The organism is Mesorhizobium sp. WSM4935 (genome assembly GCF_029625735.1).
Classification (GTDB): domain Bacteria; phylum Pseudomonadota; class Alphaproteobacteria; order Rhizobiales; family Rhizobiaceae; genus Mesorhizobium.
Genome location: NZ_JARTVR010000001.1, coordinates 555838 through 568739 on the forward strand (window position 1 = coordinate 555838; position 12902 = coordinate 568739).

A 12902-nucleotide genomic window follows, 5' to 3' on the forward strand; every position below is an offset into this window, starting at 1 on the left:
GGCCGCTTGCGTAGACATTCGCCGCGAGAAAAGAGGAGCGCGGCGTTCGCGCTTCAAGGGAGGATACCTATGCTCGACAAGCGCTCCGGCTCGCGCCTCGCCAATCTTTGGGACGATGCAAAAGCCGAAGGGATGAGCGGTCCCGAGCTCCTGGTCTATCGCTCGAACACACTGGGGTCCGACAAGCGCGTCACCAATTATGGCGGCGGCAACACCTCCTCCAAGATCTGGCAGAAGGACCCGCTGACCGGCGAGGACGTCGAGGTGCTGTGGGTCAAGGGCTCGGGCGGCGACAGTGCCTCGATCAAGCTTGACGGTTTCGCCACCCTCTACATGGACAAGCTGCGCGCGCTGAAAGGCCTTTATCGAGGCGTCGAGCACGAGGACGAGATGGTGGGGTACCTGCCTCATTGTACCTTCAATCTTAACCCGCGCGCGGCCTCCATCGACACGCCGCTGCACGCTTACGTGCCGAAGGCTTGCGTCGACCACATGCACCCCGACGCCATCATCGCGGTCGCCGCGGCCAAGGATTCCAAGGCGATCACGAAGGAGATCTTCGGCGACGCCATCGGCTGGCTGCCGTGGAAGCGGCCAGGCTTCGAGCTCGGCCTGTGGCTGGAGAAATTCTGCCTGGAAAATCCAGATGCCAAGGGCGTCGTGCTGGAAAGCCACGGCTTGTTCACCTGGGGCGACACGCCGAAGGAATGCTACGAGACGACGATTGCGGTGATCAACCAGGCGATCGACTGGTTCGAGCGGAAATCGCAAGGCAAGGCGATCTTCGGTGGCGAAGCGGTACAGGCGCTCGACGCATCGGCGCGCCGCGCTATTGCCGCCAAGCTGATGCCGCGGATCCGCGGCCTGATCTCCGAAAAGAGCCATAAGCTCGGCCATTTCGATGACCAGCCGGCGGTGCTCGAATTCGTCAATTCCAAGGACCTGCGCCCGCTGGCGGCACTCGGCACCTCCTGCCCGGACCATTTCCTGCGCACCAAGATCCGGCCGCTGGTCATCGAGTTCGACCCAGCAAAGCCGGATGTCGACGCCGTCATCGCGCGGCTGGCCGACGACATCGCCGAATACCGCGTCGGCTATCAGGCTTATTACGACAGCTGCAAGCATCCGGACTCGCCCGCCATCCGCGATCCCAATCCGGTCGTCTATCTGATGCCCGGCGTCGGCATGTTCACCTTTGCTGGCGACAAGGCGACGGCGCGCATCTCCGGCGAGTTCTATGTCAACGCCATCAATGTCATGCGCGGCGCCTCGACAGTCTCTTCCTATGTCGGCCTGCCTGCGCAGGAAGCCTTCGACATCGAATACTGGCAGCTCGAGGAAGCCAAGCTCCAGCGCTTGCCGAAGCCGAAGGCGCTGGCCGGCCAGATAGCCTTGGTCACCGGCGGCGCCGGCGGGATCGGCCGTGCCACCGCCAACCGGCTGCTGCGCGAGGGCGCCTGCGTGGTGCTCGCCGATATCGATGAGGCCGCTTTGGCCAGCGCTAATGAAGAGCTCTCGAAAGCTTACGGCAAAGACTTCGTCCGTCCGGTGCGGATCGACGTGACGTCGGAGGATCAAGTGCTTTCCGGCTTCGCCGAAACGTCGGTCGAATTCGGCGGCATCGACATCCTGGTTTCCAACGCCGGCCTCGCCTCCTCGGCGTCGATCGAAGAGACCACGTTGGCGTTGTGGAACAAGAACATGGACATCCTGTCCACCGGCTATTTCCTCGTCTCGCGCGAGGCCTTCCGCCTGTTCCGCGCGCAGAAGATCGGCGGCAATGTCGTCTTCGTCGCTTCCAAGAACGGGCTCGCCGCTTCGCCGAACGCGTCTGCCTATTGCACGGCCAAGGCTGCCGAGATCCATCTCGCCCGCTGCCTGGCGCTGGAGGGCGCGGAAGCGCAGATCAGGGTCAACGTCGTCAACCCGGACGCCGTGCTGCGCGGCTCAAAAATCTGGACCGGCGAGTGGAAGGAACAGCGCGCCGCTGCCTACAAGATGTCGACCGACGACCTCGAGGAGCATTACCGCTCGCGCTCGATGCTGAAGCGCTCGGTCTTCCCGGAAGACATTGCCGAAGCGATCTATTTCTTCGCTTCGGACATGTCGGCCAAGTCGACCGGCAACATCGTCAACGTCGACGCCGGCAACGCGCAAAGCTTTACGCGGTAAACTATCGACGGCGGCGCTGCCCCTCACCTTACCCTCTCCCCGTGAAGAACGGGGAGAGGGGGTCGCCAGCGCCGGAGCTTGTCCCTTCTCCCCGTCCTTCACGGGGAGAAGGTGCCGGCAGGCGGATGAGGGGCGGCGCCGACGAATATTGGGGAGGATACGATGTCCGAAACGATCATCTCAACCGGTCTCATCGCCAAGCATAACGCTGCGCGCAAGGCCGATCTCGAACGCGACTACGCCTCGCTCGGCGAACGCCTCGACCGCCGCGGCATCGCCATCGATGCGATCCGCGACAAGGTCGAGAAATTCGGCGTCGCGATCCCGTCCTGGGGTGTCGGCACCGGCGGCACGCGCTTTGCCCGTTTCCCGGGCCCCGGCGAGCCGCGCGACATCTTCGACAAGATCGAGGACTGCGCCGTCATCAGCCAATTGACGCAGGCGACGCCGACCGTCTCGCTGCATATCCCCTGGGACAAGGCCGATCCGAACCGGCTGAAACAGGCTGCCTCCCGTTTCGGACTCGGCTTCGATGCCATGAACTCCAACACCTTCTCCGACGCCAAGGACCAGAAGCTTTCCTACAAATTCGGCTCGCTGTCGCATGCCGACGCCGGCACGCGCCGCCAGGCGGTCGAGCACAATCTCGAATGCATCGAGATCGGCAGGACGCTGGGCTCGAAGGCGCTCACGGTGTGGATCGGCGATGGCTCCAACTTCCCCGGCCAGGTCAATTTCGCAAAGGCCTTCGAGCGCTACCTCGACGCCATGCGCGAAATCTATGCCGGCCTGCCGGATGACTGGCGGCTGTTCACCGAGCACAAGATGTATGAGCCGGCCTTTTATTCGACCGTCGTGCAGGACTGGGGCACCAATTACATCATCGCCAGGGAGCTCGGCGACAAGGCCTTCTGCTTGGTCGACCTCGGCCATCACGCGCCCAACGTCAACATCGAGATGATCGTGTCGCGGCTGATCCAGTTCGGCAAGCTGGGCGGCTTCCACTTCAACGATTCCAAATATGGCGACGACGATCTCGATACCGGTTCGATCGATCCCTATCGCCTCTTCCTCGTCTTCAACGAACTGGTCGATGCCGAGCTTTCCGGTGCGAAAGGATTCCATCCCGCCCATATGCTCGACCAGAGCCACAACGTCACCGATCCAATCGAAAGCCTGATGCTGTCCGCGGTCGAGGTGCAGCGCGCCTACGCGCAGGCGCTGCTGGTCGACCGCAAGGCACTTGAGGGCTTCCAGGACGCTAATGATGCGCTGATGGCGACGCAGACGCTGAAAACTGCCTACCGAACTGATGTCGAGCCGATCCTAGCCATGGCGCGACTCAGAACCGGCGGCGCCATCGATCCCGTCGCGGCCTATCGCGAAGCCGGCTACCGCGCGAAGGTCGCGGCGGAGCGCCCGGCGGTCGCGAGTGGCGGCGGCGGTATCATCTGACAGGCAGAGCCACTCCCCCTCATCCGGCCGCTGCGCGGCGACCTTCTCCCGAGGGGAGAAGAGATCAGCGCCGGCGCAAAGTCCTCTCCCCGTGGGGTGAGGTCGGATTGCCCGAATTGCTCTCGCAATTCGACTCGGCAATCCGGGTGAGGGGCTCTGCTCTAATTGTTTATTGGACTAATTCGCCCCCACGGTCTTTCCTAGGCGTCCCCAATGCCAGGAGCACCGCCATGCCCTTGACCCGCAGGACGCTGATCGGCGTCACCCTTTCGCTCGCAATCATCCTCACGCCGTCGACCATCGTCTTCGCCGCATCGCCCGCTCCCGCCAAGGGCGAGCACGGCATGGTGGTGACCGCCCAGCATCTCGCCACAGAAGTCGGTGTCGACGTGCTGAAGAAGGGCGGCAATGCCGTCGATGCCGCGGTCGCCGTCGGCTACGCGCTCGCCGTGGTCTATCCCAATGCCGGTAATATCGGCGGCGGCGGCTTCATGACCGTGCGCATGAAGGACGGCCGCACGACCTTCCTCGATTTCCGCGAGCGCGCGCCGCTCGCGGCCACCCGGACCATGTATCTCGACAAACAAGGCAATCCGATCAAGGGCGCCAGTCTCGACGGCTATCTCGCCGTCGGTGTGCCCGGCTCGGTCGCCGGTTTCGAGATGGCGCGCGAGAAATACGGGACCTTGTCGAGGCACGATCTGATGGCTCCGGCGATTGCCTATGCCAGGGACGGTTTCGTCCTCAACCAGGGCGACGCGGCTTCATTCGCAGGCAGCGCCGACCGTCTGGCAAAGGATCCGGCAGCGGCCGCCATCTTCCTGAAGAAAGACGGCAAGCCCTATGGCATCGGCGAGAAGCTCGTTCAGCCGGACCTCGCCGCCTCGCTGTCGGCGATCTCGGAAAAGGGCCCCGACGCCTTCTACAAGGGCGCCATCGCCGATCAAATCGTCAAGGCGAGCGGCGCCAAGGGCGGCATCCTCGCCAAGGGCGATTTCGAGCAATATGCCGTGCGCGAGCTGAAGCCCGTGACCTGCGACTACCGTGGCTATGAGATCATCTCCTCGCCGCCGCCGAGCTCGGGCGGCGTCATCATCTGCGAGATCCTCAACGTGCTGGAGGGCTATCCGCTCTCCTATCTCGGCCCCGGATCGGCCGAGACGGTCCACGTCATGGTCGAAGCCATGCGTCACGCTTATGTCGACCGCAACTCGGCGCTCGGCGATCCCGATTTCGTCGACAATCCGGTCTCGAAACTGCTCGAAAAGAACTATGCCAAGGACATCCGCGACAAGATCGACCCTTTTCGTGCCGGCGTCTCGAAGGACCTGATGCCGAAAGGCTTCGGCGAGTCCAAGGAAACCACGCACTATTCGATCATCGACAAGGACGGCAACGCGGTCGCGGTCACCTATACGCTGAACGGCTCCTTCGGTGCCGGCGTCGTCGCCGACGGCACCGGCATCCTGCTCAACAACGAGATGGACGATTTCACCCAGAAGCCCGGCGTGCCCAACCTCTACGGGCTGGTCCAGGGCGAGGCCAACGCCATCCAGCCGAAGAAGACGCCTTTGTCCTCGATGAGCCCGACGATCGTCACCAAGGACGGCAAGCCATTCATGGTGATAGGCAGCCCGGGCGGCTCGCGCATCATCACCATCACGCTGGAGGCGATCGTCAACGTCATCGATCACGGCATGGACATCCAGCAGGCGATCGATGCGCCGCGCATCCACCATCAATGGCTGCCGGACACGATCTATGTCGAACCGTTCGGGCTGTCGCCGGACACGGAGAAGCTGCTTGCCGGCATGGGCTACCATCTCGATCTCAGCGACCAGACCTGGGGCCAAGCCGCCGGCATCCTTGTCGGCGGCAAGAGCCTGGGCGAAATCGGGAAGGGCGGCGGTGCGCGGTACAACGGCGCCATCGACAGCCGCGCGGCTGCCGGCGAGGCGCTGGGATATTAGACTCAAGGCTATTGAGGACCAGCTAAAAATTACAGGAGGCGCAGTAGCGGGCGCTGTTCTTCCATGCCTTAATATGCCGGGGCGCCCTTGGGGTGGCGCTATTGGGGGGCAGTTGATGAATGAGCGAGAGTTTTTCTTTGGTGGTTCCTACGCGTGACGGGGGGCCGCACAGTCTGATCATTGCCGAAGAATATCGACGGCTCGGGATTGAAATTCGGTATTTCGTCGATAGCCGTTCATCGCCGAGATACGTGGAAGATGTGCTTCGTAAAGTTGACTTGGCTACCAAGCTATCTGTCAGGTGGGGGAGGTCTTATGTCGAAGGCATTCTGCCGAAGATTGCAGCCGTCTCGCGCGCAAAACGTATTTTCCGGTTGGACGACGATGAATTTCCCTCACGTGCCTTGCTGACCTGGCTGCGCGATGTTGCGGCGCCGACAAACAAACCAGTGATAGCCGTTCCGCGCCGCGCTGTGGCCGTTATCGATTCTATGGCTGTTTTCGCTGCGAAGTTGCCCAATTTGCCGCCGCACGACTTTCAGTTTAGAGGGTTCCTCGTCCATTCTGTAAAATTCAAGAAGAAGATCCACACGCCGGGCTTCTCGTTCAATGAATCTGACGTCTTGTACGCGCCTTCGGAGTGCCGCATCTACCATTTCGACTGGGTTGTACGAAGTCGCGAGCAGAGAGCCAGCAAACTCGAATTCTATGAGAAAATGGAGCCGGGAGCGTTCGAATTGTTGAAGTATCAGTATCTCTACGAGGACTTCGATCCGGCCCTTTATGAATTTAGCCCGCTGGAAGACTCGGACATATCTGCTCTGGCCCTTCGGCTCCATAACGAGCGGCCCGCACCCGCGGAAGCGACCAGGGGATGGAAGCGGCTTTTCCGCAGGATCGCCTGCCGATGAATCCCTTTCGCTTCGCGGCGGTTCAGCGGCCATTGCTCGGCCCATCGGCAGGTGACCGGCAGGCAGGAATCTTCATAACGCATGTGCTGAACGATCGAATACGTGCTCATTTTGATCGTCTCCGCCACGAAACGGAGGCGATCATTGACTGGCAGTTCGCCTATAATCCGTGGACCCTGAGCGATCTCGTCGCAGGACGAGGAGACTTCGAGATCGACCGGACCTCCGTGCGCGTGCGGCAAGCCGTGAGTTCCGGGAACTTGTCGATGGGCTATATGGACATCGTCCTCTTCCCTTTGGCGAAGTCCGCGAATCGGGAATTCGTCTGGGTTCTCGAATACGACGTCGACTTTGCCGGCCGGTGGCTCGATTTTTTCCAGCAGTTTTCAAACAATGGCGCGGACTTGCTGGCGACGACGCTCAATACGCGCCGCCGGGATCGGCGCTGGACATTCTGGGGCTGGGCAAATGGACCGTGCCCGAAATCATGGTTCACGAGAGCATTTATGCCCATCATGCGCGTTTCGCGGCGCTTGATTGATGTCTACGAGGAGGCGCTTTCGACAGGCGAATGGAGCGGGCACTACGAATTCCTCGTGCCGACCATTGCGCGCGTTCATGGTCTCAGGATCGAGGACATCGGCGGCACCGGACCGTTCGTGCCTTGGCGCCGAAGAAGGCGAAACTATCTGAATACAGCGAAGGACCCCCATCTCGGTCCCGGGACATTCGTCTGGCGCCCATCGATGACGGCTTATTTTCACGAAGACCACACCGCGTTCAAGCAACAGGCCATGCTTTACCATCCGATCAAGGCCGACGTGGTCGAATGGGAGGCCCAAGCCCCTGTAGCGCTGCCAGAGGCCAGCTGATGCGGAGAGACCCGGGTTGGTTTTATCGCAACCAGTTGGGTCGTTTGATCAGGTCACCAGCGTGATCGTCGAGGCGATCAGCATAACGGCGGCAATGGCGACGAACAGCGCATAGATGCGCGGTCGGTCGAGCAGCAGCGCATTGCCCGAAATCCAGGCCGCCGTGGCGCCGCCAAGCGCGAACAGGAAGCCGTTGCGGTGGCCGAAGGACATGGAGGCGGCCATCAGGCCGCCGATGATCAGCGCGCCGAAGACGATGATGACGGCGACGGCATATTTCTCGAAATCATTGCCGCTGCCCATTGCCGGCCCCATCGCATTGAGATTGGGCAGGTCGTCCGGATCGAAGGGGCTGGTCGAGCCGTATTCGTCTTGACCGAGGGATTCGCGCATCATTCATTCTCCGCTGGGCGGCAACAAACCATCAACGCCTGCCGAGCGCAACCCGGCAAAGCCGCCACGGCGATGCATTCACCGTCCGGCTGATGCCCGCGTGCCACGGTTTACCGGTCGATCTCAACGGCGTAGCGACGTTGCGGTTCCAGGGCATGATGCCGAAAGGTGCGAAGCGGTTTCGGACGACATCATGCTCCATCTCTGGCCTTGACCTATCTGGAAAAATCACTGCGCACGATGCCGTGCCGCTGCAGCTTGTCGTAGAAGGTCTTGCGCGGGATGCCGAGCGCCTCGATGGTGCGGCGGACATCGCCGTCGTTGCGACCAAGCGTCTCGCGGATGATCTCGGCCTCATAGCGATCGAGCCGCTCCGGCAACGGCATCGCGGCGTCGCTCTCCATTGCCGCTGGGGAAGGCCTTTCGCCGACACTGTCGAGCCCGAGCACGAAGCGTTCGGCGAAGTGGGCGAGCTCGCGCACATTGCCAGGCCAGTCATGGTCCCTCAGATGACGCTGGACCGCGGTGGAGATCGCCGGCACGGAGCGCCGGAAGCGGGCGGCGGCCCGCTCGGCGAAGTAACCGAACAGAAGCGGCACGTCGTCCCGCCTCTCGCGCAGCGGCGGAATGGAAAGCGTCACCACATTGAGCCGGTAATAGAGGTCCTCGCGAAAATTGCCGCGCTGGCTGGCGTCGCCCAGATCGACCTTGGCGGCGGCGACGACGCGCAGATCGACCGGACGAACCTCATTGGTGCCGAGCGGCGTCACCTCGCGCATTTCCAAGACACGCAGCATCTGCACCTGCGTCGCGGCCGGCATGCTTTCAATCTCGTCGAGGAACAGCGTGCCGCCGCTCGAATGCTCGATACGGCCGACGCGCTTCTTCTGCGCGCCGGTGAAGGCGCCGGGCTCGTGGCCGAACAGCTCGCTTTCGATGACCGTCTCCGGCAGCGTGCCGCAGTTGAGCGCGACGAAATTGCCTTTGGCGCGGCGGCTCCAGCGGTGCAGCAGGTTCGCCACAACCTCCTTGCCGGAGCCGGTCTCGCCGGTGACCAGCACGTCGACATCGGTGTCGGCGATCTGCCTCAGCGTCCGGCGCAGCCGCTCCATCGCAGGCGTTTGGCCGATCAGCGGTAATCCCTCCTGCGCCTGCTCAGCCGCTTCGCGCAAGGCGCGGTTTTCCACCACCAGCCGGCGTTTCTCCGCGGCGCGCGCCACGCTCTGCGCCAGCCGGTCGGCGGCGAAAGGCTTGGTGATGAAGTCGTAAGCGCCGTCCTTGATCGCCTTGACGGCCATGGCGATGTCGCCATGGCCGGTGACCAGGATGACGGGAATGTCGGGATCGAGATGCAAGACGCGGTCGAAAAGCTGCAGCCCGTCGATCTCCGGCATGCGGATGTCCGAGACAACCACGCCGGCGAAAGTCTTGTCGAGCGCCGCCAGCGCTTCGCTCGCCACCGCGTAGGCCGACACCGAAAAGCCGGCAAGCTCCAGCGTCTGCCTTGTCGCCTTGAGCAGATCGCCGTCGTCATCGATCAGGATCACCGGTGCGGGATCGTCCTTGGTCATGCTGCGCCGGCCTTCGACAGATGGACGGTGAAGCGTGTGCCCTGGCCGCTGCTCACCACCTCGATGCGCCCGCCATAGTCGGCGACGATGTCCTTGGAGATGACCAGGCCGAGCCCGAGGCCTTTTTCCTTGGAGGTGTTGAAGGGCGTGAACAGGGATTTCAGGATCGCGGGCGGTATGCCCGGGCCGTTATCGGAAACGACCACCGCCACCTCTTCGCCGGTTTCGGTGGCGGAGACTTCGACCCGCGCGCCCTCACGGCCCTCGAGCGCCTCCAGCGCATTCTGGAACAGATTGATCAGCACCTGCTCCAGCCGCAGCCGGTTGCCCATCACCTTCAGCTTCGGCGGCGGCAGTGTAATCGCCAGCGCGTCCAGCCGGCCGGCGAAGCGGCTCCTGAGTAGCACCACGGCGCCTTCGATCACGCCGCGCAATTCAATGGGCTCGGCCGCGGTGCGGCCCTTGCGGGCGAAGGCTTTCAGCTCCTCGGTGATCGAGCCGATGCGCTCGGTCAGCGCGGCGATGGCGCCAAGGTTCTCGTCGGCTGAGGCGCTCTGCTTGCGCTCCAGGAACACGCGTGCATTGTCGGCATAGGCGCGGATCGTCGCCACCGGCTGGTTGATTTCATGCGCGACGCCAGCGGCGACCTGGCCAAGGGTGGCAAGCCGGTTGGCCTGCACCAGCTCCTGCTGCATCACCTGCAGCTTCGCCTCGGTGCTGCGGTGGTCGGCGATCTCGGCCTGCAGCCGGTCACGCGCCAGGCTAAGGTCCTGCGTGCGCTCGACGACCCGGCGCTCGAGCTCGGCGCGTGCCGCCTGCTCGGCGGCGATCCGCATCTGGCCGGACTGCCGGCGCCACAACAGATAGGCGGCATAGGCGATGAGCGGCACCACCACGCCAAGCGCAAGCAGCCGCATCTCGCGCTGCGCCGCCGCGACCGGTGCTTCGGCCGGAACGAGATAGTCGAGCCGCCAAGGCGTAGACGGCACCGCGGTCGAAAGCCGCAGATACTCGGCGTCGCTGCCTCCGGGCGTGATGGCATGGACCAGCGCGACGTCGGAGCTCAGCGGCTGCGGCTTCGTGACCGGCAAGGGCACCAGCGGCGCATCGCCGAATTGCTGACTGGCGCGGATGTCGGCCGTGACCGGAGCGGCCAGCGGTGCAATCGTCATGAAACGCCAGGAGGGCACGCTGGTGATCAGCACCACGCCATGCGCATCGCTGACATAGGCCGGGCGGTTGGCCTCATGCCAGTCGGACTCGAGCTGGTCGAACTCCATCTTGACCACGACGACGCCGAGCGGCCCGGAAGGCCCATCGACGCGGCGCGAGATGTAGAGACCGGGGCGTTTGCTGACGTTGCCGAGCGCGAAATATTCGGCCGTGCCCGTCTGCATCGCGCCCGAGAAATAGGCACGAAAACCATAGTCGTTGCCCACGAAGCTAACCGGTTCGCGCCAGTTGCTGGAAGCGATCGCCAACCCGTCGGTGCCGGTGACGTAGAGCACCGAGGCCTTGGTGCCGGACACGAGCCCTTCGAGCTTGCGATTGAGCACATCGATCGCGGCAGGACTGCGTTTGGCGAGCGCGTCATGCACCTGCTGGTCCTCGGAGAGGAGCAGCGGCAGCGCACGCGGATTTTCCAGCACCGCGCGCAGCAGCGCGACTTTGAGGTTGGCGTCCGTGCGCCCTTGCGTTGCCAGCGCTTCGATCTCGGTCGAGCGACCATAGAGGCCTGCGCCATAGAGCGCCACCGCGATGATCGCCAGCGCCACCGCCGTAAACAGCAGCCAGGCGCGCCGCGCCCGCCCGGCAAGCAGTTCGGGCGTCACGGCGAGGACGGCGGCAGGGCGTTGCAGCATGCCGCATCTGTGCATGATTTCGCACAAAGCACAATCCGACCTATGCGGATAACCGCACGGATTCTCTGGCAGATGCCCCTCGTTAGTTCCGAAAAAGCCACCGAAATCAACATTCCGAGGCTTCGGGCGTCATCTGGCACGCGCGTTGCAAATGCATCCGCAGCAGCCGCGAGGCTGTGGAGGTCAACAGCCCCCAGGGAGGTCGAGCGTCTCGATCGGGGGCCGAACGGAGGACATCATGCAGACAGCAATCGCTGCCGCAGAACCGCGCGGCAAGGTTCCCTTTTACCGGCATCTCTATGTGCAGGTCCTGGTGGCGATCGCCGCCGGCATCCTGCTTGGCCATTTCTATCCCGACATCGGCGCCTCGCTGAAACCGCTTGGCGATGCCTTCATCAAGCTAGTCAAGATGGTGATCGCGCCGGTGATCTTCCTCACGGTCGCGACCGGCATTGCCGGTGTTTCGGACCTGCACAAGGTCGGCCGCGTCGCAGGCAAGGCGATGATTTATTTCCTCGTCTTCTCGACCTTGGCGCTCGTCGTCGGCCTCGTCGTGTCGAACGTCATCCAGCCCGGCGCCGGCATGCACGTCAATCCGGCGACCCTTGACCCGTCGAAAGTGGCGACCTTCACCGAGAAGGCGCATGACTCGACCGTCGTCGGCTTCCTGATGAACATCATCCCCGACACCATCACCGGCGCGTTCGCGCAAGGCGACATCCTGCAGGTGCTGTTCTTCTCGGTACTGTTCGGCATCGCGCTGGCGCTCGTCGGCGAGCGTGGCCGCCCCGTCGTCGATTTCCTGCAGGCGCTCACCGCGCCGGTTTTCCGCCTCGTCGCCATCCTCATGAAGGCCGCTCCCATCGGCGCTTTCGGCGCCATGGCCTTCACCGTCGGCAAATACGGCATCGGCGCGATCGCCAACCTCGCCTTCCTGATCGGCACCTTCTATCTGACGTCGCTGCTCTTCGTGCTCGTCGTTCTCGGCGCCGTCGCATGGTATAACGGCTTCTCGATCCTGGCGCTGATCCGCTACATCAAGGAAGAGCTGCTGCTGGTGCTCGGCACCTCGTCGTCGGAGGCCGCGCTTCCCGGCCTGATGGCGAAGATGGAGCGCGCCGGCTGCAACCGCTCTGTGGTCGGTCTTGTCATCCCGACCGGCTATTCCTTCAATCTCGACGGCACCAACATCTACATGACGCTGGCCGCCCTGTTCATCGCCCAGGCGACCGATACGCCGCTCACCTTCGGCGACCAGATCCTGCTTCTGCTCGTCGCGATGCTGAGCTCGAAGGGCGCAGCCGGCATCACCGGCGCCGGCTTCATCACCTTGGCCGCCACGCTCTCGGTCGTGCCGTCGGTGCCGGTCGCCGGCATGGCGCTCATCCTCGGCGTCGACCGGTTCATGTCGGAATGCCGCGCGCTCACCAACTTTGTCGGCAATGCGGTCGCGACCATCGTCGTGGCGCGCTGGGAAGGCGAACTCGACCAGAAGCAATTCGCTGCCGCCATGGCCGGTCAGTTGCCGGAAGAGGCGGATCTCGCGCTATCGGGCGGGCTGCAGCCGGCCTAAGCACCGTTCGGAATTGCGAAAGACCACCGGCATCCTCCCGATGCCGGACAGGTCGCGGCTCTGCCGCGGCCTGTTCTTTTTGCCGGCCGCCGCATAGGCTGCGCCAGCCGGATTCCCGGTGAA

Annotated in this window: 9 protein-coding genes; 6 read left to right on the forward strand and 3 right to left on the reverse strand. The window is 63.4% G+C overall.

Features of this window, described 5'->3' with window-relative positions; genetic code table 11:
- Window positions 1–69 precede the first annotated feature (69 nt).
- From P9273_RS02590 to P9273_RS02610, 5 genes are all read left to right on the forward strand, one after another.
- Window positions 70–2172 (forward strand): bifunctional rhamnulose-1-phosphate aldolase/short-chain dehydrogenase, encoded by a 2103-nt coding sequence (locus P9273_RS02590; protein ID WP_278047476.1) that lies wholly within the window; start codon window positions 70–72, stop codon window positions 2170–2172.
- Window positions 2173–2334: 162 nt separating this feature from the next.
- Window positions 2335–3627 carry an L-rhamnose catabolism isomerase gene (gene rhaI / locus P9273_RS02595; protein WP_278047477.1) on the forward strand — a complete coding sequence of 431 codons (1293 nt, stop codon included), beginning with the start codon at window positions 2335–2337 and terminating at the stop codon, window positions 3625–3627.
- A 230-nt stretch (window positions 3628–3857) separates the two neighbouring features.
- A complete protein-coding gene (gene ggt, locus P9273_RS02600; protein ID WP_278047478.1) occupies window positions 3858–5597 on the forward strand; it encodes a gamma-glutamyltransferase in 1740 nt (579 codons plus the stop codon).
- 119 nt (window positions 5598–5716) lie between these two features.
- Window positions 5717–6508 (forward strand): hypothetical protein, encoded by a 792-nt coding sequence (locus P9273_RS02605; protein WP_278047479.1) that lies wholly within the window; start codon window positions 5717–5719, stop codon window positions 6506–6508.
- The gene (locus P9273_RS02610; RefSeq protein ID WP_278047480.1) at window positions 6472–7380 is read left to right on the forward strand and encodes a hypothetical protein; all 909 of its coding nucleotides are present in this window, start codon (window positions 6472–6474) and stop codon (window positions 7378–7380) included. The genes P9273_RS02605 and P9273_RS02610 overlap by 37 nt, the downstream gene beginning before the upstream one ends.
- 48 nt (window positions 7381–7428) lie before the next feature.
- Here the strand turns inward: P9273_RS02610 and P9273_RS02615 are convergent, their stop codons facing one another.
- The 3 genes from P9273_RS02615 to P9273_RS02625 all read right to left on the reverse strand — a co-directional run bounded on the left by P9273_RS02615 (window position 7429) and on the right by P9273_RS02625 (window position 11206).
- Complete coding sequence (locus tag P9273_RS02615) at window positions 7429–7776, reverse strand: hypothetical protein (RefSeq protein ID WP_040985832.1); 348 nt, start codon at window positions 7774–7776, stop codon at window positions 7429–7431.
- Between the two features lie 212 nt (window positions 7777–7988).
- The gene (locus P9273_RS02620) at window positions 7989–9344 is read right to left on the reverse strand and encodes a sigma-54-dependent transcriptional regulator (protein ID WP_278047481.1); all 1356 of its coding nucleotides are present in this window, start codon (window positions 9342–9344) and stop codon (window positions 7989–7991) included.
- Window positions 9341–11206 (reverse strand): ATP-binding protein, encoded by a 1866-nt coding sequence (locus P9273_RS02625; protein ID WP_278047482.1) that lies wholly within the window; start codon window positions 11204–11206, stop codon window positions 9341–9343. The genes P9273_RS02620 and P9273_RS02625 overlap by 4 nt, the downstream gene beginning before the upstream one ends.
- Before the next feature lie 238 nt (window positions 11207–11444).
- On the opposite strand from P9273_RS02625, the gene P9273_RS02630 reads away from it, so the two are divergent.
- Window positions 11445–12779 (forward strand): dicarboxylate/amino acid:cation symporter, encoded by a 1335-nt coding sequence (locus P9273_RS02630; RefSeq protein ID WP_278047483.1) that lies wholly within the window; start codon window positions 11445–11447, stop codon window positions 12777–12779.
- Window positions 12780–12902: the final 123 nt, after the last annotated feature.

Bases quoted from the DNA above. Each gene is read 5' to 3' on its own strand.
- P9273_RS02610 (WP_278047480.1), top strand. From the start codon at position 6,472: ATGGAAGCGGCTTTTCCGCAGGATCGCCTGCCGATGAATCCCTTTCGC.
- ggt (WP_278047478.1), top strand. From the start codon at position 3,858: ATGCCCTTGACCCGCAGGACGCTGATCGGCGTCACCCTTTCGCTCGCA.
- P9273_RS02605 (WP_278047479.1), top strand. From the start codon at position 5,717: ATGAGCGAGAGTTTTTCTTTGGTGGTTCCTACGCGTGACGGGGGGCCG.
- P9273_RS02625 (WP_278047482.1), bottom strand. From the start codon at position 11,206: ATGCTGCAACGCCCTGCCGCCGTCCTCGCCGTGACGCCCGAACTGCTT.
- P9273_RS02620 (WP_278047481.1), bottom strand. From the start codon at position 9,344: ATGACCAAGGACGATCCCGCACCGGTGATCCTGATCGATGACGACGGC.
- rhaI (WP_278047477.1), top strand. From the start codon at position 2,335: ATGTCCGAAACGATCATCTCAACCGGTCTCATCGCCAAGCATAACGCT.
- P9273_RS02630 (WP_278047483.1), top strand. From the start codon at position 11,445: ATGCAGACAGCAATCGCTGCCGCAGAACCGCGCGGCAAGGTTCCCTTT.
- P9273_RS02615 (WP_040985832.1), bottom strand. From the start codon at position 7,776: ATGATGCGCGAATCCCTCGGTCAAGACGAATACGGCTCGACCAGCCCC.
- P9273_RS02590 (WP_278047476.1), top strand. From the start codon at position 70: ATGCTCGACAAGCGCTCCGGCTCGCGCCTCGCCAATCTTTGGGACGAT.